Consider the following 23,808-nt stretch of genomic DNA (forward strand, 5'->3'; position numbering starts at 1 on the left):
ACAGTGCCGGGCGCGCGGAGGGATCAGCCGTCGGCCGCCGGGGTCTGCTTGATGCCGTCGACGACGGACCTGGTGATGACGGCGCTGGTGAACATGACCGTGCCCGGCTTGATCAGGGCGTCCACGCCGGTGCCCTTGCGGACCTGGACCGTGCGTTCGCCGAGGAAGACGTAGGTCTTCGGGTTGAAGATCCATTCCTCGCGCTGGCCGCTGGTCTCGTCGAGGCGGGCCACCGCCACCCCGTGCCGGCCCACCGCGTCGACCGCGTCCCGCACGACGACGACACCGGGGATCTTGGCGGCCGCCTTGAAGAGGGCGGGGTAGAGGTCCGCCGGGGGATAGCTCTCGCCGAGCAGGTCGCCGATGGTGGTGAACGCCTCCTGGTCGGGGGTGTTGCCGAGGCCCTCGGTCTCCTTGTAGATCTTCGCCAGCAGTTTGTCGGGATCGGCGGGCAGCTTGGTGAGGTAGTCGTACGACGGGCTGTTCAGGCCCGCCTTCGGGGTGTTGCCCTGCTCGTCGGGCAGGCTCAGCGTCTCGCCCTCGGGGCTGTCGTTGACCGCGGGGTCGATCAGCCAGCCCTTGGTGCCGTCCGGCGACATCCACACCTGGCGGCGGTGCAGGGCGTGGCTGGCCAGGGAGGTCTTGTCGTTGACGGTCTTGAGGAAGGTGTCGGCCATGCGGGACTCGATGTAGACGTACTGGCCGGGACCGACCTTCGGGTGGGAGGCGTCGGCCGCCGCGAGTGAGATCTGGTCGAGCAGCTGGGGCGCGCCCGCGGCGGCCACGCCGACCTGGGTGGTCAGGGCCGGGCCGGTGGCCACGCCGCCGTCGCGGGTTCCCCCGCCGCCGCCCTGCACGGCGATCCCGGCGACGACCGTGCCCGCCAGGGCCGCCGCGAGGGCGGGCAGGGCGATCGCCGGGCGCGGCAGCCGGAGCCGGCGTCGCTTCCCGGGCGCCGCCGGTGCCGTACGGCGATCCCGCTGCTCCCGCTGCTCGTGCTGCTCGTGCTGCTCCCGCTGCCGCATGTCGTGGATCTGGGCCATCAGGCGCTCCTTGTGGAACTGGTGACGGCCCGTCGGCAGATCACGCGCCGTCCAGGACAGGAGCTGTGCTTCCTGGTCCCCCTCGGCCGGTTCGTGCCGGGACGTGTTCGCGTTCATCGGTTTCCTTCCTGCGCGGGCCGCCTGGTGTGTGGGTGGTCTCCTCTTGTCTGTCTGCCGGCGTGGCCGGCTTCCCGTCTCGCGGGAGATTTCTCGCGAGAGGCGGGGCCCTCCGCGAGCGCGCGCAGTTTCCTGCGGGCCCTGGAGAGCCGGGAGGCGACCGTGCCGACCGGGATGCCGAGCGCTGTCGCGGCGGCCTCGTAGTCCAGGCCCTCGCCCAGGCAGAGCGCGATGACCTCGCGTTCCGGCCGGCGCAGGGCGGCCAGCGCGGTGAGGGCCGTCGCGAGCCGGCGCCGGTCGTCGACCCGGCCCGCCACCTCGTCGGCGTGGTCGGGCACCGACAGTTCGGCCGCCGCGGCGGCGTTGGCCGCCGCCCGGTAACGGCGGTTGCTGCGGTACTGGTTGCGCGCTGTGTTGGTGGCGATGCCCAGCAGCCAGGGCCGCAGGGAGCCGCCCTCGGCATCGACCCGGTCGCGCAGCCGCCACGCCTCCATGAAGGTCGCGGCCATCACGTCCTCGGCCGCCGACCAGTCGGCGGTCAGCCGGAAGGCATGGTTGTAGACCGCGCGGGCGTAGCTGTCGAACAGCTCGGCGAACGCGCTCGATTCCCCGGCCCGGACCCGGGTTCGCAGATGAGTGCTCACCTCAATGAGCTGTCCGGCCCCCTCGGCCGACTTCCCGTGACCTGCGCCACACCGGCGCTGGCATCGACCGGACACCGGCGCGGACATCGACCTGGACAGCGGCGCGGACCTCGGCCGAGCGGCTCCGCGCGGCCGAGGTGGCGGCCCTCACCGGCAGTCGTACGTGAGGCTGGTCGCGACGGTGCGCTTGGCCGGGGTCAGGAGGTGCAGTTCGGCCCGTGCCGTGTAGCGGCCCGTGCCCTGGAAGCTCCACAGCAGGTGCAGCCGGGCCTGCCGCTGCCCTCGGGCGACCTGCTCGCGCAGGATGCCCGAGGCGGTTCCGTCGCTGCGGGTCCAGCGGTAGGAGAGGCTGCCCGCACGGCCGTCGGTGGTGACGACGCCGACGACGTCCGCGGTGGCGTCGCATCCGACCGCCGCCGGCCGGGACGTGACCTCGACCGTGCGCACCGCGACGGAGGGGCCGAGCCGCTGCCAGGCGAGGAAGGCGAGGACGCACAGCAGCACCAGCGCGGGCAGGGCGTGCCGGCGCAGCCGGTGGCGGCGGCGCGGGGGTGCGGGGGGCGACGGCGGTACGGCGGCCAGGGTCACGCTGGTGCGGTGCGCGACGGCCGCGGTCACCCCCGGGCCGAAGCGGAGCACGGTGCCCTCGGTGCGGTCCGGTACGTCCGTCGACGCGGCGACGCCTGCGGGCGGCGCGACGACGGTCTCGTCCTTGTCCGTGGACGGCGCGACGACCGTCTGGTCCGCGTCCCCGGGCGGTACGACGACCGTCTGGTCCGCGTCCCCGGGCGGCGCGACGACCGTGACGTCCGCGTCCCCGGGCGGCACGACGACCGTGACGTCCGCGTCCCCGGGCGGCACGACGACCGTGACGTCCGCGTCCCCGGGCGGCACGACGAGGGTGACGTCGTCCGGCTCGGGTGCGAGCAGGGTGGCGTCGTCCGGCTCGGGTGCGAGCAGGGTGGCGTCGTCCGGCTCGGGCCGCTGGATCCACTGGCTGGAGAGCACGGTGGCGCTGTACTCGGGGTCGGCGGGGCCCAGTGCCCGGGTGGGCTCGCCGTCCCCGGCGGGCGTGGGCGCGCGGTCGCTGTCGGCGGTCATCGGAGCTCGCATTGTCTGGTCAGCAGCTGCTGGGATGCGCCGCCGTCCGCGGAGGACGGCGTGGTGGTGCCCTGCACCGCCCAGTAGCAGCCGGAGTTCTGGAAGGTGTGGTCGACGCTGATCGTGTAGTGCGTGGCGCCGCTGCGCTTGAACGTCTGGGGCGCGCCGTCGGGGGCGCCGAGCGATCCGGGGACGTTGCCCGCGAACCACACGACGGTGATGGAGACCGGTCCCGTGCCGTCCGTGGTGACGTCGACGGTCGCCGTGGCGGTGGCCGGTCCGGTCTGCCGGAAGCCCGACACCGCGACGTCCTTGACCGCGGGGGAGACGGGACCGGCCGAGGTGGGGGCCGCGGTGGTCGGCGTGGCCCCGGCGGTCGCCCCGCCGGGCGCCTTCGTCTCCCCGTCCGGACCCGCGGTCGCGGAAGCGGTGGGCCCGTCGGTGGCGGTGGCGGTCGCGGTCGCCGCCGTGTCCGAGGGCGACGGTCCCGGCGACTCCGTGGACGTCGGAGACGCCGACGCGGAGGCCGAGGCGCTCGCGGTGGCGGATCCGGTGGCCGTCGCGCCGGGCCCCGCGCTGGTGGTGGCCAGGGCCTTCGCCGCCTGTTGCGGGGCCGCTCCCGGCTGTGGCTGGAGGCCGTAGGCCAGCACGGCGCCGAGCACCAGGGCCGCGCCGGACACCAGCATCCCCGGCCGGCCGGGCAGCCACGACCGTGCCCCGCCCCGGGCCGCCTCACCGCCGAGCACCGTGCGGGCGGTGGCCTTGGTGGTGTGCGGGCGGACGCGGGCCGACGGCAGCAGCAGCGGCAGCAGGGCCACCAGCGCGGCGAGCCGGCCGCGGCCGCGTTCCTCCCAGTCGGGCCCGTAGGCGGCGCCGGCGGCCGACTCCAGCTCCGTGACGAACAGCTCGGCGTGGGTGGGCCGTTCCTCCGGGTCCTTGGCCAGTCCGCGCCGCACCAGGTCCCGTACCGGCTCGGGGACCTCGTCGGCGGGGACCGGCGCGTCGACGTGCTGCAGCGCGAGTTCGGCGAGGTTGCCGCCGCTGTACGGCTTGCGGCCGGTCAGGCACTCGAAGAACGTGGCGGTGGCCGCGTACACGTCGGCGGCCGGGGACGCGGGCGCGCCGGTCCACTGTTCCGGCGCCATGTAGGAGGGGGTGCCGGCCGCGCCGGCGCTGGTGCCGGCGTCCGCCGCGATGCCGAAGTCGACGAGCTTGGAGGTGCCGTCCGGGGCGACCAGCACGTTCTCGGGCTTGTAGTCGCGGTGCACGACGCCGAGACGGTGCGCGTCGGCCAGGCCGAGCAGCGACCCCTTGAGGACCAGCAGCGCGGCCTCGGGTTCCAGGGGGGCGTTCCGCTTCAGCAGGGTGCGCAGCGAGACGCCGTCCACCAGCTCCATCACGATGGCCGCGCCGTCCGGGCTCTCGACGTACTCGTACAGGCCGGTGACGTGCGGGCTCTCCAGCCCGGCGAGCAGCCGCGCCTCCGCCCGGAAGTCGTGCACGAAGCCCGGCCGGGTGCGCAGCGAGTCACTGAGGTACTTCACCGCGACCGGGATGCCGGTCTCCTCGTGCACGGCCAGCACGACCCGCCCGCTCGCCCCCGCCCCGAGTTCCAGCGACTCGGTGTATCCGGGCACCGCCCATGTACTCATTCCGACCCCCCGAAGCCGTCGCTCCGTCCCGCGGCGGCACGCATGCGGAGACACGTTTTCGGCCACCGCGGTTGCAGTGTGACAGGAAGACGCGCGGCCGGGAACGCCCGTGCCGGCGGCTGCGTACCGCACGCGGAAGGGCTCCCGCCCCGCACGCCGTGGGCGCGGGAGAGCGGGAGCCCCGACAGGCTTTCCGGACCGGCTAGTTGGAGAAGTACAGGTACTTCCAGGAGCTGTACGTCGTCGAGTTGACGCTGTCGCCCGAGGAGCCGTTGATGTAGGCCGAGCGCATGCGCGCCTTGATGCCGGACTCGCCGGGGGCGCCCAGCGAGACGGCCGACTTGCCGTTGCTGCCGATCGGGAAGTACTCGGAGTCGGCGGAGTACCAGGTGCCGTTGTAGTAGACCTGGAGGTCGAAGCGCTGCTGGCGGCCCGGGTAGTACGTCATGGTCGTGGTGAGCAGCGGGTCGGTGCTCTTGTGGAACCAGTAGTACGTGTGCGTGCCGATCTTGGCCGTCTTGTAGTGCTTGGAGACGGCGACGGAGACCTTCACCTTGGCGTACGCCGTCGACTTCACCGTCTTGGGCGCGTAGCGGGCGTCGCCCTTGAAGACCGCGGTGACGAGCGTGTCGCGGGTCATGTCCACGGTCGCGGTGATGTTGCCGCTGGAGTTGACCGTGCCGGACTTGATCAGCTTCTTGGGCTTGTCGCCGCCGAAGGGGTCGGCCCAGATCTCGACCGTGCGGTTCTTGTACGTGGTGCCGAGGTGCGCGGTGAACTTGACGTCGGTGCCGTACGAGTACAGCTTGCCGTTGTTGTTCAGGGTCAGCGTGGTCGCGTTGCGGGAGACCGAGACCTTGTCGCTGGCGCTGACCGCGGCGTGCTGGGCGTCGCCCGCGTACCTGGCCTTGTAGGTGACCGTGCCGCCGGCCGGCGGGGTGTCGGAGAAGGAGTAGGTTCCGTCCGCCTTCACCGTGACGGAGGGCAGCGCCTTGCCGTTCGGGGACTCCAGGTCGGTGCGGGTCACCTCGAGCTTCACGCCGCTGGGCAGCGGTACCGTCGCCGAGATCTTGCCGGTGACCGTGAGCTTGGTGGCGCGCTTCGCGGTCGACGGGGCGTTGATCGTCAGGGTCGGGACGTTCTTCGTCGGGTCGGTGAGCGCCTTGACGGTGTAGCCGCCGCCCGAGACGCCGACCAGCGCGAAGACGCGGGAGGCGTCCGGGGCCCAGGCCAGGTCGGCGGTGCCGTACGAACCGGCCGAGTAGGTGCGGATCGGCTTGGTGGCGTTGGGCTTGAAGGTCGAGATCTGCGTGCCGTTGATCTGCGCGACCGTGCCGTCGGGGGCGATGTCGGCCCGCTGGCCGGCCGGGTAGGCGCCGACCTGGGTGAACTTGCCGTCCTGGTAGGCGTCCCGCAAGGTGCCGTTGACCAGCACCTGGGAGGCGCCGGGCACCATGTCGATGTCGCCGATCCCGCTGTTGAGGGTGTAGTCGCTGCTGTAGTAGGCGACCTTCTGCGCGGTGCCGGAGGAGACGTCCAGGATCGCCATCGAGCCCGTGGAGTCGCCGGTCTCGCCGACGGCGAGCAGGCCGGGCGTGGAGGGGTCGGTGTCGAGCAGGCCCGGGTTCCAGATCGACACGCCTTCCGGCGCCTGCCCGAGGGCGACCGGGTCGGTGTCGGGCCCGGGGGTCACCGCCGGGTCGACCGAGCCGAGGTTGCCGTCCCACTGGTCGCCGTAGGTGAACCACACCTTGCCGGCGCTGAAGGCGACGTACCGCGGGCCCTTCAGCGTGGCGACCGGGTAGCGCGCCTTCTCGTCGAGGGTGGCGGCGTCGAGGGCCACGATGTCGTGGGTGCCCTCGGCGGCCGCGTAGAGGGTGGTGCCGTCGTCGGAGACCGCCAGGCCGGTGACGCCCTCGAGGCCGCTGACCGACTCCAGGACGGCGCCGGAGTAGTCGGTGGCGGTGACGGTGCCGGTGGAGCGGTCGCCGACGAAGACCCGCTTCAGGGCGCCGTCCACGACGATGCCGCCGGGCGTGGTGACCTTGGCGGTGGCCGCCGAGGCGGTGCCGGCCGCGACGACGCTCAGCGCCGCCGAGCTGAAGAGAACCGCCAGTGCCGTCGCTGTCGAAATGCTGCGCGTGCGCACAGTGCTGTTACCCCCACGAGAAAACCCGGCGTGTGACCGGGAAGACGAGTGCGCCGCGCAGCACCCGGGCATGACCGCCGGACGGCGGTGACGCGCGGGGCGCGGCTGCGAATGGCAGCCTATGTCATGCCTGTGACACTTGGGAAAGGCGTTTCCGTCAGGGGCGGTCCGGCCGCCCGCGTCAGCCGCCCGCGTCGCGCGGCAGCACCGTCACGCGGTGAAAGTTGCACGAGGCCGCCGACGCGTCGCCGCGCACGGGCCGGAACTGATGCGCCTTGAGGGCGACGCTCACCAGGCTGAGCAGCAGGTCGACATCGGTGCCGCAGTCGAGGTGGACGGTGACCCAGCGCGAGCCGGGCACCAGGTGGATCGCGCTGGACCCGGCGAAGTCGTAGTGCAGCCGCTGGATCGCCGGGGCGGTGAGGTGGAGGTCCACGTCGCGGTCCGAGTGGAAGTGGACGATCTCGTCACGGGCCGAGCGCAGCGCCCGGCCGGTTCCGCAACTGGTGGGGCACGGGCTGAGGTCGGGCCATGTCTCCAACTGCTGCATGGCTCTGAGGACCGGCGTCATGAGCCCATGGTGCGCCGATCACCGTGCGGCCACCAGGGATTGAGCGATCCGTAACCAACGGAGAATCTGCCCGGGTCCGCCAGGATCGGAACGAACGGGGCGAATCACCCGCAGGCGGGCCATCACCCACAGGCGGGTCATCGACCGCGGGCGGGTCATCGACCGACGGCATCGAACCCGTGTTCGCCATCCATTGCGCGGGCCCGATGGACCCGATCGACATAACCGATACACACACTCTGCTCTTTTCGGTCATTAGGGTGATAATCGGCTCATGAACACAGTGACCTTTGTCCTGGCTGCGGCCTCGGCGGGCGACGTGGTCAACCTGATCCTCGCCTTCCTCGGCGGTATCTTCATCGCCGGCGCGCTGATCTGGGCGGTGCAGCTCGGCATGCGGGTCCGGGACCGCGAGCTGCCCCATCCCAGCCCGGAGGACCAGCCCCATCCCCCGCCCGGCGGCGCGGTCCGCGAGGCGCGCGAGGTGCGCGAGCCGGACGAGGTCCCGTTCGGGGACCACGGCGAACGGCTCATGCCCTACGAACTGCACGCCTCGTCGACCAGAACGGGCAAGGACCAGAACCGCCGGCGCTGGCTGCCCGGCTCCAGCGGCTCCTTCGGCAGCGGCGGCATCGGCCACGTGTGAGCGCGTGAACTGCGAGCGCGTGACCTGCGAGCGCGCGGTCCCCTCGGCTCAGGCCATCCAGAAGAAGACCGCCGTCATCCTCTTGTCGGCCGGCGTGCTGCCGCAGTAGCCGGTGGCGCTGTGCACCAGGTTGGCGTTGTAGAGCAGCAGCCGGTTGCCGCGGTGCGGAACGCGGACGTCCTCCTCGAAGGCGTCCGGCGCGACGAACCGCGTCCCGAGCGCCTCGACGAGATTGTTGTGCGGCGCCTGCACCACGTTGCCGCCGAGCCGGCCGCCCGGCAGCGACTGGCGGTAGAAGCTCGTCCCGCAGTCCGCGGGCACGGCGGGATTGAGATAGAGCACGGCCGCGTACCGGCACAGCGCGCGCGAGTCGGTGTGCGGGCGCGGCTCGCTCTCGCCCGCGCCGACGACCTGGACGCAGTTGTGGTTGAGGGTGCCGCCGCCGGGCGCCCGCTGCACCCACAGCCGGTCCGCCCCGGTCGCCTTCCTCACCAGCCGCTCCACGCGGGCCAGTTCGCCGGGTTCCAGTCCCGGCATGGCACGCAGGCCCGGCCAGGTCTCCGCCGTGTACGGATACCCCTGGACCCAGTCGTCCCTGGCGAGACAGCGCTCCCGCACGGCGTCCGGGTCGGGCAGGACGTCGTCCAGCACCCAGTAGTCGCGGCCCTTGGTGGGCTTGCGGTACGGGAGCACGGGCAGCACCGCGGGCATCCTGACGGGGGGCTGGGCGGACATGCCCGCGGGCATCCTGGGGGGCTGGAGGGACATGCGGCCGAATGTAGGCGCGGGGCAGGTCTCGACTCTCCCGCGAACGGGTCAACTCTCCTGCACGACGGTCAACATCCCGTCAACCCGCCGCAGCGGCCCCGGCGCCGTGCGAGACCTGGCTCACACCCCCCACTTTTTACCGAATCAAAAGGTTCCGCGGCTGATCCCGTCCGTACTCCCCTGCGTCCGACCCCCGCCGCGCCTTGGCGGGATCCCCGACCGGGCAGGAGGCACGGTGCGCTTTTCGCGGAACGCGATGGGAACCCTCTTCGTGGGCGGTGCGCTCAGCATCACCCTCGTCGCGCTCGCCTATCCGTCGATGCTCGGGGTCAGCAAGGTCAGCAGTTCGCCGGACCGCGTCATCGCGCAGACCCAGTGGGGACCGCTGACGGAGGGCGACCGGGACTTCGTGGTCAAGGTGCGGGCGGCCGGGCTGTGGGAGTACCCGGTCGGCCAGATGGGTCTGAAGAAGGGGCAGAGCAAGGCGGTCATCACCGCCAGCAAGCATCTGATCGACGGCCACGCGGCGCTGGACGCCAGCTGCCGCAAGATCGGCCCGATGCTCAACATCGCGATTCCGAACCAGCCGAGTCCGCAGCAGCAGGGGTTCATCAACACCCTCAACGCCGACAGCGGCGCGCAGTTCGACAAGGACTTCGCCAACATCCTGCGCATCACGCACGGCTCGATCTTCAACACGATCGCGAAGATCCGCTCGACGACCAAGAACACCCTGGTGCGGACGCTCGCCGACCAGGCCAACGACACGGTCCTGGACCACATCACGGTGATGGAGCAGACCGGCCTGGTCGACTTCGACCAGGCCCTCTTCCAGCAGACGACCCCTCCGAAGCTGCCCTCCTCGGACCTGACCCCGCCGCCACCGGCCGCGGGCCAGCCCGAGGTGGTCCTCACCCCGCCGGTCGACAGCACCACCCAGCCGCCGGCCCTGCCCGGCGAGTCGTCGGGCCAGGCCGCCGCCCCCAGCCCGACGGTGCGCTGACGACCGGGCCGAGAGGGGGGTGACGGCCGGGCCGAGAGCGCGGTGACCGCGCACCTCCGGTGCGGCGGCTTCGGCCGCGCGCGTCCGGTGCGGTCAGGCGAGCCAGACGGTGGTGTCCGGGTCCAGTCGGCCGTCCTCGACCGGCGCGCTGCTCAGCAGCACCTCCCCGGGCGGCAGCCGGACGGCGGTCGCGGAGAGGTTGGTGACGCACCGCCAGCCGTCGCAGCGGGTGAAGTGCAGGACTCCGTCCGGGGCGTCCTGCACCCAGGTCAGCGACTCGCCCTCGAGCAGTTTGCGGCGCAGCCGCAGTGCCCTGCGGTACAGCTCCAGGGTGGAGCCCTCCGCTCCGTCCTGCGCCTCGACGGAGTACGCCGCGAATCCCGGCGGCTGCGGCAGCCAGGCCCGGCCCGCCCCGAAGCCGTACGACGGCCCCGTCGTCGTCCACGGCAAGGGCACCCGGCAGCCGTCGCGGCCCTTGCGGACGTGGCCCGTCTGCTCCCAGATCGGGTCCCGGAGCACCTCGGCGGGCAGGTCGGCGACCTCGGGCAGGCCGAGCTCCTCCCCCTGGTAGAGGTACGCCGATCCGGGCAGCGCCAGCATCAGCAGGGTCGCCGCCCGGGCCCGGCGCAGCCCGGCCGCCTGGTCCACCGCCGGGGCGTGCCCGCCGGACAACAGCCAGGCGTTCTCGTCGGTGCCCGGCGGCAGCATCAGCCGTGAGGCGTGGCGTACGACGTCGTGGTTGGACAGCACCCAGGTCGCGGAGGCGCCCACCGTACCGGCCGTACGCAGCGAGGAGGCGATCACCCGGCGCAGCTCCTCGGCGTCCCAACGGGCCTGGAGATACTCGAAGTTGAACGCCTGGCCCAGTTCGTCGGGGCGGGCGTACAGCGCGCGCCGGGCGTCCGGCACCCAGGCCTCGGCGACGGCCGCGCGGGGCGGGCGGTAGGTGTCCAGGACGGTGCGCCAGTCGCGGTAGATCTCGTGCACCTCGTCGCGGTCCCAGTAGGGGTGGCTGCCCGGCGCGGTCAGCAGCAGCGCCTCCTCGGCGACCCGGGGCAGGTCGCCGAGGTCGCGCAGCGGCTCGCTCAGGTCCTTGACCAGGGCGTGCGCGACGTCGACGCGGAAGCCGTCGACGCCGCGGTCGGACCAGAACCGCAGGGTGGTGCGGAAGTCCTCGCGCACCTCCTCGTGGGACCAGTTCAGGTCCGGCTGCTCGGGCGCGAACAGGTGCAGGTACCACTGCCCGTCCGGCACCCGCTGCCACGCGCTGCCGCCGAAGACGGACTGCCAGTCGGAGGGCGGGAGTTCGCCGTGCGCGCCACGGCCGTCGCGGAAGACGTAGCGGTCGCGGGCGGGCGAGCCGGGGCCGGCGGCGAGTGCCTCCCGGAACCAGCGGTGCCGGTGGGAGGTGTGGTTGGGGACCAGGTCGACGAGCACCTTCAGGCCGAGCCGGTGGGCCTCGGCGACCATGGCGCCGAAGTCGTCCAGCGTGCCCAGGCGCGGGTCGACGTCCCGGTGGTCGACGACGTCGTAGCCGCCGTCGGCGAGTTCGGAGGGATAGAAGGGGCTGAGCCACAGGGCGTCGACGCCGAGGGCGGCGAGGTGGGCCAGGCGCTGGGTGATCCCGCCGAGGTCGCCGAGCCCGTCGCCGTCGGCGTCGGCGAAGCTGCGGGGGTAGACCTGGTAGACGACGGCCTGCCGCCACCAGTCGGGGTCCCTGGACGAGAGGTCGGGCGCGGGGTGGTTCACGTGCTCCCCTTCGGACGGGCCGGAGAAAAGACGACAGACACAACTCTGTCCGGACAGCCCTCCGGGTGAACCCGGAACCCCCCGGTAACCTCCGGCCGCGGGGGGGTCGTCGGCGCGTCCGGCCCCTCGTCCGCCGCGTCGTGCGCGGCGCGCCCACCGCGTCCTGCGCCGCGCGCCCGCCCCGCGTCCACGCCTGTCCTGCGCCGCGCGCCCATCCGCCGTGCGCCGCGCCTCCGCGCTCCGGGGTGCGCGCCGCGCTTTGCAGTGCGCGTGCGCGTTTCGGGGTACGCACCGCGTTTCGGGGTACGCACCGCGTCTCGGGGTACGCACCGCGCCTCGGGGTGCGGCCGTGCGCCGCCCGGGGCCGGTCAGGCTCCGTCCCAGCCGCCGTCCCGGTCGCTGTCCGCCCCGCAGTGGGCGAGCAGTGCCTGGACGTCCGTGTCGACGACCCGGTAGCGCACGACGCGGCCCTCCTTCTCGCCGGCCACCACGCCGGCGGCCCGCAGGAGCCGCAGCGCCTGGGACACGGCGGGGTCGTTCATGCCGGTCGCGATCGCCAGGTCGGACACGGCGAGGGGGCCGGTGCGGTGCAGGGCGAGGAGCAGCGCGAGCCGTTTCGGGTCCGCGAGCAGGGAGAAACGGGCGGCCCAGGCGCGGACGCGGCCCGCGTCGCCGATGGCGGCGATCGCGTCGCACACCCGGTGGCCGTCGATGGCGCGGCGGTCCGCGCGGTCGGCCGGGACGAGATGCATGGAACCATCCTCGCAGGCGTCCCTCTGTGATCTTCGATACCTGCGCACGTGTGCAGCTATGCAGGGGAGGGGCCCGGCCCCTACGGTGGGCGGGCCGTGGTGTTCGGGAAGCCGGTGCGATGCCGGCGCGGCCCTCGCCACTGTGATCAGGGAGTTGCCGGTCCACGTCCCTCACGGGACAGCCACTGGCCGCCGCGAGGTGGCCGGGAAGGCGGGCCGGGAACGCACGACCTGAGAGCCAGGAGACCGGCCACGGCAGCTCACGAAGTGATCCACGAGGTGCTGGAGCGTGACCGTATGACCGACCCTGCCCACAACTCTGCCTCCTTCCGCTGGCGGCGCGAGGACACGGTGAAGACGGCCGGCCTGCTGGCCGTCATCGCCGCCCTGCACGTCGTCGCGTTCGGCATCCTGTTCCTGCTCGTCGCCCCCGGCCACTACGAGGTCGGCACCCGCACGTTCGGCATCGGGCTCGGCGTCACCGCCTACACCCTCGGGATGCGGCACGCCTTCGACGCCGACCACATCGCGGCGATCGACAACACCACCCGCAAACTGATGGCCGACGGCAAGCGGCCGGTGTCGGTGGGGTTCTGGTTCGCGCTCGGCCACTCCAGCGTGGTGATCGTGCTGGCGGCGCTGACCGCGGGCGGCACGCACCTAGCCGACCGGGTGACCAACCGCGACTCGTCCGTCCACCAGGTCCTCGGCTTCATGGGAACGACGGTCGCCGGCACGTTCCTGTATCTGATCGCCGCGCTCAACCTGGTCGCCCTGGTGGGCATCCTGCGGGTCTTCCGGGCGATGCGGGCGGGCACGTACGACGAGCGGGAGCTCGAACGGCACCTGGAGTCACGCGGGTTCGTGAACCGCTTCCTCGGCCGCCTCACCCGGTCGGTTTCCCGCCCCGGCCAGATGTACGCGGTCGGCTTCCTGTTCGGGCTCGGCTTCGAGACGGCCACCGAGGTGGTGCTGCTGGCGATGGCCGGTTCGGGGGCGGCGGCCGGCCTGCCGTGGTACGCGGTGCTGTGCCTGCCGCTGCTGTTCACCGCGGGGATGTGCCTGTTCGACACGCTGGACGGCACGTTCATGAACTTCGCCTACCAGTGGGCCTTCTCCAACCCCGTGCGCAAGGTCTACTACAACGTCACCATCACCGGCCTGTCCATCGCCGTCGCCTTCGTCATCGGCACGATGCAGCTGGCCGGTCTCGACGTCGGCGACGTCGGTTACGTCATCGTCGGCCTGTTCGTGGTCGTCTGGGCGGTGGCCGTGACGTACTGGCGGCTGGCCAGGGTGGAACAACGCTGGGCGGCCCGGCCGGCGAAGGCGGACTGAGCGCTCCCGGAAGGGGGATCAGGAGCGACCGGTCCCCCCTTCCACCGTCGACAGGTACAGGCGGACGAAGCGGGGGACGTCGACGTCCAGGGCCACGTCCACCAGCGGCCGGCCGCGGCCGCCCTCGTGGATCTCGGACTCGCCGGGGCGGGCGCGCCGGTCGACGACGGTCTGGCCGCGGGTCGGGCCGGGGGCGAGGGAGACCTCGACGGGCAGCGACAGGGTGGTGATGCCGGCCGGGTCGGCGACCGAGCAGACGGCGCCCGCGTCGCCGAGACCGCCGGCCGGGTCGTCGCCGTCGGGGTCGGGCGCGGCGGGGCGGTGGGCGAGCAGTTCGCCGGCCAGGCGGGCGCCCGGTTCCGTGCTCGCCCGCAGGCGCCGTACGTCCGGGGCCGGCACGACGACCCGCTGGAACACGTCGAGGCCGTACATGGTGATCGGCACGCCCGCCGTGAGCAGGATCGCGGCCGCCTCCGGGTCGTGCCAGACGTTGAACTCGGCGACCGGCGTGGCGTTGCCGGTCGCCACCGCGCCGCCCATGAAGACGATCCGCTCGATGTTGCGGGTCACCTCGGGATGGGTGCGCAGCAGCAGGGCGATGTTGGTCAGGGGCGCGGTGGGAATCAGGGTCACCGGGCGCGGCGAGCCGAGGATCTCCCGGCGCAGCAGGGTCACCGCGTCCAGGCCGGACGGGGTGCGGGCCGGCGCGGGCAGGCCGAGGTCGCCCATGCCGTCGTCGCCGTGCACGTGCCGCGCCGACCGGACGGGCTCGATCAGCGGGCGTTCGGCGCCCCGGCCGACGGGGATGTCGGGGGCGCCCGCCTGCTCCAGCACGGTCAGCGTGTTGCGCACGACGCCGTCCACGTCCGTGTTCCCGGCGACGCAGGTGACCGCCCGCAGGTCGAGCCCGGGATGGCGGACGGCGAACAGCAGGGCCAGGGCGTCGTCGACACCGGTGTCGCAGTCGATGATCACCGGGATGGGCTGACCGGTCACGGCAGGCTCCTCTCTCCTCGGACAGTGACCTTACGCAGCCGCCGCGAGCCGGTCGCCGCGGGCGGCGATCCGGACGGCGACGCCGACCACGTCGCCCGGCGACGCCCCGGTCCGGCCCGTTCGCCGGCCGCCGGGCTCCCGCGCGCCACCGCCCGCCCCACAGCCGTACGGCACCCGGCCGCACCCCAGCCGTACGACACCCGGCCGCGTACCGCCGCGGGCGCACGGCCGCGCGCCGCCCACGGCCCGGCACGGACCCGCTCCGGCACCGCCGGGCGGAGACAGGAAGCCGCGCCGCACAGAGTCGCCGCGGGCGTTGCCGCCCGGGTGACGGACGCCTGGAGCCTGGCGCCTGGCGGCAACCGACGGGAGACAGGCAACGGCCGACGGGCCACCGGACCACGGGCCAGGTGCCAGGTGCCAGGAACATGACGACCGGCGACGGGCCAGGGACGACAGGCACGGCCAGGTCGCCAGGCACCTTGCGACCGGCAAACGGCAAACGGCAACCGGCGACCGGCGACGGTCCATGGGCGACGGGACCTGGCGGCAACCGACGGGAGACAGGCGACGGGCCGACGGGCCCACGGACCACGGGCCAGGTGCCAAGTGCCAGGAACCTGACGACCGGCGACGGGCCAGGGACGACAGGCACGGCCAGGTCGCCAGGCACCTTGCGACCGGCAAACGGCAACCGGCGACCGGCGACCGTCCATGGGCGACGGGGCCTGGCGGCAACCGACGGGGCCAGGGGCGAGAGACGACAGGCCACGGGCCAGGCCAGGCACCTGGTGACTGGCGCCGGGCCAGGGGCGATGGCCGAGGGGCGACGGCCAACAGCCAACCCTCGACAGGCGGGGCGGGTTCTCGGCGACGGACGACGGACGACGGGCGGCGTCCGAGGGGCGGCGGACGACCGGCAACCGGCGGCCGAAGACCGGCCACGGCCAACCGGCGACAGCCGGCCCGCGGCCCGCGGCCGGGCCTCGGTGGCGGGCGGGTGGGGGCGCTGCCGTAACCCGGACGGCCCGGCGCACTGGTGGGGGCCGGGAGGCGGTGGTCCCGTGGGAGACGTACCGATCTTGGAAGCTGCCCGGCTCAGGAGGCCCCGATGACCCGCACCCCGGCCCGCGTCCTCGTCGTCTCCGCGCTCTGCGCGGGCGTCCTGCCGACCGCGGCGGCCTGCACGGCCGGCCCGGCGGCGTCGCGGCAGCCCGCGCCCGCCGCCTCCCGCGCCGCGACGACCTCACCGGCCGACGCCCTCTCCTCGCGCCCGCTCACCCGGGACCAGGCGCAGGCCGCCCTGCTCACCCCGGCCGACCTCGGCCCGTCCTGGACCCCCACCCAGGGAGCGGCGACCTGGCGGGACGGTCTGCTGAAGGCCACCGCCAAGGCGCCGGACTGCCGACGGCTCCTCGACGCCCTGTACACCGACGACCTGTTCGGCGCCGGTGCGCGCGTCCTCGCCCAGACCGGTCTCGACGACGCCCTGGACGGATCCCAGCTGCGCCAGCAGGTCCGTGCCCTCGCACCCTCGGCCGTCGACCGGAAACTGGCCTGGATGCGCACGCTGCCGCGCGAGTGCGCCGGGTTCACGGCGGCCACCGCTCAGGGCTACATGCAGGACGTCAAGGTCGTCGAGGCCGTGCTGCCGGAGGCCGGGGACGCCCGTCAGGGCCTGCGGGTCACGCTGAGCGGGCAGACCGACCACGGCGAGCGGAGCGTGCTCACGCTGGACGTCGCCGTCGTCCGGGCCGGCGCGGACACCGTCGTGGTCACCGACGGCGGCCTCGGCGACGTCTCCCCCGACACAACCCGCACGGCGGTCGAGACGGCGGTGCGGCGTCTGACGGACGTACGCAAGCAGGGGCGGGCGGAGATCTAGGCCGAGGCCGGGCCGTGGGCGGCCCCCGACAGGGCGAGGTCCGCGCCGGGCCTGACCGGCGGGCGCCCGCGTTCCCGCCTCACTCGTGGTCGAAGCGCACGCGGTGTTCCACCACGTCGCGGGCCACGTCGACGACGGTGCGGTCGCGGGCGAAGGCGTGGCCGCGCAGCCGGGCCAGGGCCTCCTCCGCGGAGACGCCGAGCTGCGCCATGACCATGCCGGTGGCCTGGTAGACCTCGTCCTGCTCGCGGGCCAGGCCGGCCGGCCAGCGCACCTCGTCCCGGCCGTCGTCGTCCCCCCACGGCATGATCAGCAGGGCCACCGTCACGACCCTGGCCATGAGCCGCGCGGTGTGCAGGTCGCGGTCGCTGAGCCGGCCGGGGGTGTCGCGGTAGAGGTCGAGCGTGCCCACGCACACCGTCTCGTTGCCCAGCGGCATCGAGTACATCGCCCGGATCCCGGCGGCCGTGGCCTTCTGGGCGAAGACGGGCCAGCGCCGGGCGTCCGTGCCGGTCGCCAGGTCGCAGGCGAGCACGGCCTCGCCGGCCTCCAGGGCGGCGTGACCCGGCCCCTCGCCCAGCGTCGCCTCCACGTCCTCCAGGTAGGCGGCCTGTGCGTCGCTGGCGCCCAGCCGCACCGGCAGGCCGTCGGTGTGCAGCGTCACGCCGGCGCCCGTCACCGGCAGCAGGCTGACCGCGACGTTGCACAGGCGGGCCGGGATCTCCCCGGGGCCGGTGTCGCGCAGCCACTCGGCGATCGCCTCGACTCCGGGTGCCCTGTCCCGTCCGGCGTCACCGGGGCTGTCTGGAGGCTCGGACCTGGGCCCCACTGCCACCGCCTCCTTCACTCGCAGGAGGGCCTTCGTCGTCCGGGGGTTCCGGTACGGGGCGCCGCCGCCCGTGGCCCGGACGCCGCCCGACTACCCGTGGCCCCAGGCCCGAAACGCCTGTTCCGGCCCCGCCCGCCCCCACTTCTCACACGGATGCGCTACGGATGCGATGCGGATGCGCTAGGGATGCGATGCCGACGAGAAACCGACCGGACACGGACGAGCCGACTGCCTCAACCGCCGCACCCCCGCGGCGGCGAGCGCCGGCCCGGACGGGTCACACGGGAGGCTGTGCGGGGGCGGGTCCGAGGGTGGTGGTGCCCGGCGCCGTACGGTGTCCGAGCCCCGTCCGGTACGCGTCCAGCGCCGCCTCCACCCGGCCGGTGCGGCGCAGCAGGTCGCCGAGCAGCCGGCACAGGTCGGCCAGGTCACCGGCGGCACCCGCCCGCTCCAGCAGGCTCAGGGCACGCACGTAGTGCTCCTCGGCGGCCTCCGTGTCGCGGGCGTCCTCGGCGATGATGCCGAGCAGGCGGTGAGCGGCGGCGGAGTGCAGGGCACCGCGGTCGGGACTCAGGTCGCTGAGGACGTGGCGCAGCAGCCCGGCCGCCTCCTCGGACTTCCCGCGCCGGTGCAGCACGTCGGCGAGCTCGACGGCGGCCTGACTGCCGTAGAGGGCGGCGCGCCCGGCGGCGAACATGGCCAGGGCCTGGCGCAACTCCTCCTCGGCGCGATCGAGTTCGCCGTTCTGCGCGTACACGTAGCCGCGCATCCAGTGGCAGTTGGCGAGTTCGGTCCGCAGGTGCAGCGTCCGGTACAGCTCGGCGGCCTTGGCAAGGGAGGCGTCGGCCTCGGCGACCCGGCCCTCGGCGAGCAGGGTGCGGGCGACCGACCGGTGCATGCGGGCGACGAGCGCGGGGTCGCCGGCCTGCGGGGCGAGCGCCAGCGCGAACTCGGCGGCCTGGGCGGCCCGCGCGTGCGCGCCCATGTCCATGTACGGCCCGATGATGCCGGCGTACAGCAGCAGCAGCGCGTCGGGGTCGTGCAGTCCGCCCCGGTTCAGCTCGTCGAGGGTGGACTCGAGGAGGTAGACGGCGTAACGGAGTTCCCCGGCGAGGTAGTGGGAGACGGCGCGTCCGCGCAGCGCGGGCACCCGGGCGGGCAGCGGCGCGTCGGCGAGCACGCGCTCGCAGCGCTCGAAGTGGATCCGGGCGGCGGCCAGTTCGCCGGTGTCCAGGGCGCACTCGCCGAGTCCGAGCAGGGCGGCGGCCTGCGCGTCGGCGAGGTCGTGCTCCTCGGCCTCGGCGAGCAGCGCGGCGTACTGTTCGGCCGCCCGCGCCGCCTCCCCGGTGGCGAGCGCGCGCTGGGCCTCGGTGAGCCGGAGGCGCAGGTCGGTGGCGAGGCGGGCCGGACGCCCGGTGACCAGTTCCTGGTACGCCACCCCGAGCCGCTCGGCGATGTGCCGCAGCGCCGCCTCGGAGGCCCGCGCCCGCCCGGCCTCCAGGGTGGAGATGTAGGCGGGCGTGTAGGCGGGCTCGGCGAGCTGCTTCTGCGTCATCCCACGCTCCGCCCGCAACCGCTGCACCCGGCGCCCGACGGTCTCCGGATCGTCCCGCTCCTGCATCGCCAACTCCCCCTGCGGCCCTTGCCGTTGCCCCTCGCCCGCCCCTAGGTTAAACCGCGGATTAAACGCGTTTAACCCGATGCCAGTGAGAGGTTGCCGTGCTCCGACACATCTCCGAGCGTCATGCCAGAGGGTTCGGCGCAGCCGTCGTCGCGGTGGTCGCCCTGCTGCTGGCCGCCAACGCCGGCCCGGCCAGGGCGGCGGACCTGCGGCCCACCGCCGACCGGGTGGCCGTGACCGTCCCGCACCTCCCCCAGGGCGCCTGACGGGCGGACGCTCCGCCCGGTCCCGCCCGTCCCCTCGGTCCGCCCGGTCCCGCCCGGTCCCGCCCGTCCCCTCGGTCCGGTCGATCCCGCCGGTCCTCTCGGTCCGCTCGGTCCTTTCAGCCCCGTCGGTCCTTTCAGCCCCGTCGGTCCCTTCAGCACGGTCCGTCCCTTCAGCACGGTCAGCCCGCCGGTTCCGGTCAGCCCCGTCCGTCCGGCAGGGCCTTGCGGAGGGCCGCGTCCAGCCTTCTCGCCAGCGTCTCGTCGTCCGGCGGGCTGTCGCCGAACAGGGCGCCGAGCTGGGTGGTGAAGGTCTGCGTGAAGGCGCCGTACAGCGGAGTGCGGGGACGCTGCACCGCCTTCTTCAGGGCCGGAAGCAGGATGGCACGCGCATACAGGGGCCGGCCCGCCGCGTCGCGGGGCATCCGGTCGTCCCGCTCCCCGGTCGGCGAGGGCGACGGGGAGGCAGCGGTGGCGCAGCGCACCGTGTCGTCCGTGTAGGCCGACTCCCGCGTCGCCGCGAACCCGGCGTCCAGCAGGCAGCGCTCGCTCTGCTTGCCGGTGAGGAAGGAGATCAGCTCCTTGGCCTTCGTCGCCCGCCGGGACGAGGCGGTCACCGCGAGGTTCTGACCGCCGAGCACCGCGCGTCCGGGGAGCGGCGCCACACCGATCTGGTCCTTCGTGAAGTTCTGGAACAGGGAGCGGTAGACGTACGGCCAGTGCCGCAGGAACGCGGTGCGGCCGTCGGCGAAGTCGCCCAGTGAGGCGGCCTCGTCGGAGTGGAAGGCGTCCGGCAGGAGGTAGGACCCCTCGGTGCGCCGCCGCAGCTCCGCGACGCCCCGCGTCAACTGGTCCACGTCGCCGGTGTAGTGGCCGTCGGCGTCGGTGAGGGACAGGTCGGTCACCGACGTCGCGAAGGCTTCCACCGCGTTGACCGTACGGCCCTCGTAGGCGGCGAGCTGGGTGGTCCAGCCGTGGTCGTAGCCCTTGGGCCGGACGTCGCCCACGTCGCCGATCAGGGCGTCGAGCTGGGTCCAGTTGATGCCGCCGCTCAGGTCGGTCTGCTGCACGCCGGCCTGGTGCAGCCAGTCCCGCCGGTAGTAGAGCAGGCCGACGTCGCTGTTGAACGGCGCCGCGTACACCCGTCCGTCCCAGCGGGCGGTGCGGGCCACGGACGGGATGACGTCGGTGCCGATCATGCCGTCCGGCAGCGTGCGGACGAGGTGCGCGGCGGCGAACTCCGGTACCCAGGTCACGTCCAGGTTGACCACGTCGTAGGTCGCGCTGCCGGACTGCAGGGCGCCGAGCAGTTGGCTGCGCTGTTCGTCGGCGCTGCCGGGCAGTTCGACGAGCCGGGCGCTGTAGCCGGTGTGCCGCGCTTCCTGCTGCCGGTTCCAGGCGTCGATGAGCTGCTCGCGTACGCCGTTCTTGCCGGTCACGTCCCGGCCGCTGGCTATCACGATCTGGCCGGGCACCTCCTCGTCGGAGGGCGGCTGCGGCCCGCCCGAGCAGGCGGCCGACAGGAGCAGCGCCAGCAACGCCGCGATCCGCCCCACGGCCCGCAGACCCCGCAGACCCCGTCGGCCCCGTCGGCCCTGTATGTCGCGCAGGCCCCGCAGGTCACGCGGGAGTCGCGGGTCCCGCGGGTCCCGCGTGCTTCGCAGGCCTCGTACGGCGCGCTCGGCCATCAGTCGTCCCCCGTCCCGATGCGCGCGACCTCGTCGGCCAGGCCGGCGCCGAGGTCGTCGTCGGCGTCCAGGCAGCGCCCGCCGCTCGCCGCGGAGATCCGGGCGTCCAGCCTGCCCCGGTCGCAGCCGCCGCTCGCCAGGGACACCATGGTCACCGGCACCTTCGCCTCACCGGCCTGGTACAGCACTTCGTCGATGCCGCCGCCGGTGAGGCGGGAGTTGTCCTCGTCGTCGGTGATGTAGACGATCAGCTGAGGACGGTCGTCGCGGGCGCGGCGGTCGGCCATGTCCTTGAGCGCGGCGAGCAACGCGGCGCGCGGGTCGGCCTGGGCGTCGCGGACCTTCGCGGCGTCGATGGCGCGTTCGGCGTCCTTGCGCCGGTGCTGCCCAGAGCCGAGGAGGGACTCGTACTGGCGCCCGTTCGCCGTGCCGGCCACCGACCACACGCCGTACTCGTCCAGGTCGCCGAGCCCGCCGAGCGACTGCTTCAGCAGGCCGCGACCGCCGCTCGCCCCCTTCCACTGATCCGTCATGGATCCGGAGCTGTCGAGCAGGAACAACACCCGGCCGGGCCCGTGGGCGCCCCGGTACCGGGTGAGCGCGGTGTCCATCGCCCGCTGTCCGGACGCCTCGGTCAGCGGCGAGGGCGCGCGCAGCACCCCGGGGGCCATGTGGTCGGGGTCCAGCAGGTCCCGGTCGCCGTCGGCGGCGGCGCGGAAGCCGTCGCGCGCGAACACGGCCCGGCCGCCGGGGCCGGCGAGCCAGTCCCGGAACCGGCCGGCCGCCGTCCCGCGCGCCTCCTCGTCCCGGTCGGCGCCCTTCCAGCGGACCCGGACGAAGGTGGGCTCGATGCCGGGCACGTCGCCCGGGTACTCCGCCGTCCGCGGGGTGCGCCTCGTACGGTCGCAGTCCATGCCGGTCTTCATCAGGAACTCGGGCACGAGCGCGGCGGTGCGCTGGTCGACGGTGATGTCCTCGGGCAGCGCGCACAGCAGGTCGGCGGCGGTGGGGGACGGCGGGCCCGGCTGGGCGACCTGGCTCTCGGCTTGGGCCGGATCGACGCCGGTGCCGTACAGGCCCGTCGTGGCGAGCAGCGCCGCGTCGGTGAACTCCGGGTCCGGGCGGCGCACCTCGGCGTCCTTGGACCGCTCGTGCAGGTCGCTCAACAGCTGGGACAGCGTGGGCCGGACGCGGCGCTGCTCCTCGACGGCCGCCATCTTTTCGGGAACGGCGAGCACGATCGGCGAGTACGCCAGCGGCGCGGTGTCCGGCTTCAGGCGGGCCGCGGTGTCGGTGTCCTGGCCCTTGGTGACCCGGACGACGTCGGCGGGGGAGGCCGGGATCCACACGTCCGGCTGCGGGCCGATGTCGCGCTGCGGGTTGGTGTCCTCGTCGCGGGGTTCCTGCCAGGCCTCGGTCTGCCGGCGCAGCGCGTTGATCGCGTCGGCGGAGCCCGCGCTGTAGACGGTGACGCCGCTGCGCCGGCAGCCGTCGCCGTCGGTGTTCGCGTCCGACGTCAGGTACGCGGCGGCCGCGGCGGTGACGGTGGCCTCCAGGTCGGGGTCGGTCAGCACGCGCAGTTCGAGGGGCGGCGCGCAGGAGGAGCCGTCGGCCAGCAGCGCGGACAGGGCGCAGGACCCGAGTCCGGTGGCGAGCAGCGCGAGCACCAGGGTGACCCGCCCGGCCGGCCGCAGTCGCCGGTACCAGGCGGCGAGCAGCGCGACGGGCGCCCGTAAGCGGGCGAGGAGGGCCCCGTCCGCCCGGCCGGGAGGCGTCGGCCGCGCCGCGCCGCCCGCGCCGCCCGCGCCGCCCGCGCCGCCCGGTCGGGGTGGGCCGGAGCCGAGCGGGTCCGGGTTCCGTTCCGGATGCGGATGCGGATGCGGGTCCCGGTCCCGGTTCCGGTCCGGCGGGTGCGGGGCGGTCCCGGGTGTGGAGGCGGTCGGCGCGGCCGAACCCGCCGACGGCGGACGCGAACCCGGCGGAGACGGAGCGGCCCCCGCCGACGGCTCGGTCGCCCCGGACCGTCCGGAGCCGGGGGACGACGGACCTACGGATCCGGCGTCGAGGGATCCGGCGTCGAGGGATCCGTTGTGGAGCGATCCGGCGTCGGGCGAGCCGAGGGCGGCCGAACCGGTGCCGGGCGAACCGGTGCCGGCCGAACCGGTGCCGGGCGAACCGAGGGCGGCCGGTGAGGGCGTTCCGGGTGAGTCCCGTCGGTCGGGCGGTGCCTGCACCGGGCTCCCCGGGCGGGCCACCCCGCGGGCCGACAGCAGGACGTCCTCGCCCGGCTCCGTCCGGCTGAGCGGCTCCCACGGCTGGTCCCGTATCGTCCGCAGGCCCGCCGCCCGCATCCGGGTGCGTAAGTCCTCCGCGAGCCGGCCGAACCACAACTCCCCCTCTCCGGCGAGGAGTTCCGCCAGCAGGGCGGTGAACGGCGTCGGGGTTGCCGGATCGCCCGCGTCGATGCGGTGGTTGGCCTGCACGCTCGTCAGCAGCAGCACCCGCCGCCGGTCCGGGACGTGCTCCCAGATCCAGGCCGCGTTGCCCGCGAAGCAGCAGTCGAGGACCACCACGATCCGCTCGGCCCGGCTGGTGCCCAGCATGCCCAGCACCGTGGTGAACATCTCGGCGCCGGGGAAGACCGCCGCCTCGCCCGCGTACACGCCGGCGCCTCGCAGCTGCAGGAACAGCTCGTCACCCGCGCTGGGGATGGCCCCGTGGCCCGCGAAGTACACCAGCAGCAGGCCCTCGGCCTCCTCCGCGACCCTGCGCAGCTGGTGCTCGAAGTCGTGCGTGTACGGCGACCGCAGCAGCACCAGCTCGCTCGCGCCGAACACCCCGCCCCGCTGCAGCACGTCCCGGAGCCGGTCCAGGTTGTGCCGCACGGCCGGCAGGTCGCCGGGCACCCCGTGCGGCGGCTTCGTGTGGTCGTACTCGGACACGCCGACCAGCAGCGCCCGGTTCGCCTTGCCACGCGCGTCGAAGCGGCTCAC

General features: G+C 74.1%; 19 protein-coding genes and 1 riboswitch. Of the genes, 5 read left to right on the forward strand and 14 right to left on the reverse strand.

Going from position 1 to position 23,808, the window contains the following annotated elements; translation table 11 throughout:
* Positions 1-23 precede the first annotated feature (23 nt).
* The 6 genes from VKA29_RS34290 to VKA29_RS34315 form a co-directional block, all read right to left on the reverse strand.
* Positions 24-1,160 carry a CU044_5270 family protein gene (locus VKA29_RS34290; protein ID WP_324789953.1) on the reverse strand — a complete coding sequence of 379 codons (1,137 nt, stop codon included), beginning with the start codon at positions 1,158-1,160 and terminating at the stop codon, positions 24-26.
* Positions 1,157-1,804, reverse strand: a complete 648-nt coding sequence (locus VKA29_RS34295; RefSeq protein ID WP_324789954.1) for an RNA polymerase sigma factor — start codon at positions 1,802-1,804, stop codon at positions 1,157-1,159. Before VKA29_RS34295 ends, VKA29_RS34290 begins: the two co-directional genes overlap by 4 nt.
* A 147-nt stretch (positions 1,805-1,951) precedes the next feature.
* On the reverse strand, positions 1,952-2,905 hold the full coding sequence (locus tag VKA29_RS34300) for a hypothetical protein (protein WP_324789955.1): 954 nt from the start codon (positions 2,903-2,905) through the stop codon (positions 1,952-1,954).
* Positions 2,902-4,557 carry a serine/threonine-protein kinase gene (locus VKA29_RS34305; RefSeq protein WP_324789956.1) on the reverse strand — a complete coding sequence of 552 codons (1,656 nt, stop codon included), beginning with the start codon at positions 4,555-4,557 and terminating at the stop codon, positions 2,902-2,904. Before VKA29_RS34305 ends, VKA29_RS34300 begins: the two co-directional genes overlap by 4 nt.
* Positions 4,558-4,759: 202 nt before the next feature.
* On the reverse strand, positions 4,760-6,706 hold the full coding sequence (locus VKA29_RS34310) for an Ig-like domain repeat protein (protein WP_324789957.1): 1,947 nt from the start codon (positions 6,704-6,706) through the stop codon (positions 4,760-4,762).
* Positions 6,707-6,887: 181 nt separating this feature from the next.
* A complete protein-coding gene (locus VKA29_RS34315) occupies positions 6,888-7,277 on the reverse strand; it encodes a luciferase family protein (RefSeq protein ID WP_324789958.1) in 390 nt (129 codons plus the stop codon).
* Positions 7,278-7,551: 274 nt separating this feature from the next.
* Between VKA29_RS34315 and VKA29_RS34320 the strand changes: the two genes are divergently transcribed.
* Positions 7,552-7,923, forward strand: coding sequence for a DUF6479 family protein (locus VKA29_RS34320; RefSeq protein ID WP_324789959.1), 372 nt, complete (start codon positions 7,552-7,554; stop codon positions 7,921-7,923).
* Between the two features lie 48 nt (positions 7,924-7,971).
* On the opposite strand, the gene VKA29_RS34325 is transcribed toward VKA29_RS34320, so the two are convergent.
* The gene (locus VKA29_RS34325) at positions 7,972-8,658 is read right to left on the reverse strand and encodes a DUF6445 family protein (protein WP_324790227.1); all 687 of its coding nucleotides are present in this window, start codon (positions 8,656-8,658) and stop codon (positions 7,972-7,974) included.
* A gap of 304 nt (positions 8,659-8,962) precedes the next feature.
* On the opposite strand from VKA29_RS34325, the gene VKA29_RS34330 reads away from it, so the two are divergent.
* Positions 8,963-9,694: a DUF4142 domain-containing protein gene (locus tag VKA29_RS34330; RefSeq protein WP_324790228.1), complete on the forward strand. Its 732-nt coding sequence runs from the start codon at positions 8,963-8,965 to the stop codon at positions 9,692-9,694.
* Between the two features lie 93 nt (positions 9,695-9,787).
* Here the strand turns inward: VKA29_RS34330 and VKA29_RS34335 are convergent, their stop codons facing one another.
* On the reverse strand, positions 9,788-11,443 hold the full coding sequence (locus VKA29_RS34335) for a glycoside hydrolase family 13 protein (protein WP_324789960.1): 1,656 nt from the start codon (positions 11,441-11,443) through the stop codon (positions 9,788-9,790).
* 368 nt (positions 11,444-11,811) lie between these two features.
* Positions 11,812-12,195 (reverse strand): metalloregulator ArsR/SmtB family transcription factor, encoded by a 384-nt coding sequence (locus VKA29_RS34340; protein ID WP_324789961.1) that lies wholly within the window; start codon positions 12,193-12,195, stop codon positions 11,812-11,814.
* A gap of 80 nt (positions 12,196-12,275) precedes the next feature.
* Positions 12,276-12,465, forward strand: a riboswitch (cobalamin riboswitch).
* Positions 12,466-12,492: 27 nt separating this feature from the next.
* Here VKA29_RS34340 and VKA29_RS34345 point away from each other — a divergent pair.
* Positions 12,493-13,533: a HoxN/HupN/NixA family nickel/cobalt transporter gene (locus VKA29_RS34345; protein WP_324789962.1), complete on the forward strand. Its 1,041-nt coding sequence runs from the start codon at positions 12,493-12,495 to the stop codon at positions 13,531-13,533.
* Positions 13,534-13,551: 18 nt separating this feature from the next.
* On the opposite strand, the gene VKA29_RS34350 is transcribed toward VKA29_RS34345, so the two are convergent.
* On the reverse strand, positions 13,552-14,529 hold the full coding sequence (locus VKA29_RS34350) for a nucleoside hydrolase (RefSeq protein ID WP_324789963.1): 978 nt from the start codon (positions 14,527-14,529) through the stop codon (positions 13,552-13,554).
* Positions 14,530-15,640: 1,111 nt separating this feature from the next.
* Here VKA29_RS34350 and VKA29_RS34355 point away from each other — a divergent pair.
* On the forward strand, positions 15,641-16,414 hold the full coding sequence (locus VKA29_RS34355) for a hypothetical protein (protein ID WP_324789964.1): 774 nt from the start codon (positions 15,641-15,643) through the stop codon (positions 16,412-16,414).
* Between the two features lie 79 nt (positions 16,415-16,493).
* Here VKA29_RS34355 and VKA29_RS34360 read toward each other — a convergent pair whose 3' ends face one another.
* Together VKA29_RS34360 and VKA29_RS34365 are read right to left on the reverse strand one after the other, a co-directional pair.
* Complete coding sequence (locus tag VKA29_RS34360) at positions 16,494-17,243, reverse strand: GAF and ANTAR domain-containing protein (protein ID WP_324789965.1); 750 nt, start codon at positions 17,241-17,243, stop codon at positions 16,494-16,496.
* A 277-nt stretch (positions 17,244-17,520) separates the two neighbouring features.
* A complete protein-coding gene (locus tag VKA29_RS34365; RefSeq protein WP_324789966.1) occupies positions 17,521-18,864 on the reverse strand; it encodes a helix-turn-helix domain-containing protein in 1,344 nt (447 codons plus the stop codon).
* Between the two features lie 98 nt (positions 18,865-18,962).
* On the opposite strand from VKA29_RS34365, the gene VKA29_RS34370 reads away from it, so the two are divergent.
* A complete protein-coding gene (locus VKA29_RS34370) occupies positions 18,963-19,130 on the forward strand; it encodes a hypothetical protein (RefSeq protein WP_324789967.1) in 168 nt (55 codons plus the stop codon).
* A 197-nt stretch (positions 19,131-19,327) separates the two neighbouring features.
* On the opposite strand, the gene VKA29_RS34375 is transcribed toward VKA29_RS34370, so the two are convergent.
* Together VKA29_RS34375 and VKA29_RS34380 are read right to left on the reverse strand one after the other, a co-directional pair.
* Complete coding sequence (locus VKA29_RS34375; protein ID WP_324789968.1) at positions 19,328-20,683, reverse strand: extracellular solute-binding protein; 1,356 nt, start codon at positions 20,681-20,683, stop codon at positions 19,328-19,330.
* Positions 20,684-20,814: 131 nt separating this feature from the next.
* Positions 20,815-23,808: a substrate-binding domain-containing protein gene (locus VKA29_RS34380; RefSeq protein WP_324789969.1), complete on the reverse strand. Its 2,994-nt coding sequence runs from the start codon at positions 23,806-23,808 to the stop codon at positions 20,815-20,817.

This window comes from Streptomyces sp. H51, from assembly GCF_035656535.1.
In the GTDB taxonomy this organism is placed as follows: Bacteria; Actinomycetota; Actinomycetes; order Streptomycetales; family Streptomycetaceae; genus Streptomyces.

Bases quoted from the DNA above. Each gene is read 5' to 3' on its own strand.
- VKA29_RS34320 (WP_324789959.1), top strand. From the start codon at position 7,552: ATGAACACAGTGACCTTTGTCCTGGCTGCGGCCTCGGCGGGCGACGTG.
- VKA29_RS34325 (WP_324790227.1), bottom strand. From the start codon at position 8,658: ATGTCCGCCCAGCCCCCCGTCAGGATGCCCGCGGTGCTGCCCGTGCTC.
- VKA29_RS34345 (WP_324789962.1), top strand. From the start codon at position 12,493: ATGACCGACCCTGCCCACAACTCTGCCTCCTTCCGCTGGCGGCGCGAG.
- VKA29_RS34290 (WP_324789953.1), bottom strand. From the start codon at position 1,160: ATGAACGCGAACACGTCCCGGCACGAACCGGCCGAGGGGGACCAGGAA.
- VKA29_RS34340 (WP_324789961.1), bottom strand. From the start codon at position 12,195: ATGCATCTCGTCCCGGCCGACCGCGCGGACCGCCGCGCCATCGACGGC.
- VKA29_RS34355 (WP_324789964.1), top strand. From the start codon at position 15,641: ATGACCCGCACCCCGGCCCGCGTCCTCGTCGTCTCCGCGCTCTGCGCG.
- VKA29_RS34300 (WP_324789955.1), bottom strand. From the start codon at position 2,905: ATGACCGCCGACAGCGACCGCGCGCCCACGCCCGCCGGGGACGGCGAG.
- VKA29_RS34315 (WP_324789958.1), bottom strand. From the start codon at position 7,277: ATGACGCCGGTCCTCAGAGCCATGCAGCAGTTGGAGACATGGCCCGAC.
- VKA29_RS34365 (WP_324789966.1), bottom strand. From the start codon at position 18,864: ATGCAGGAGCGGGACGATCCGGAGACCGTCGGGCGCCGGGTGCAGCGG.
- VKA29_RS34305 (WP_324789956.1), bottom strand. From the start codon at position 4,557: ATGAGTACATGGGCGGTGCCCGGATACACCGAGTCGCTGGAACTCGGG.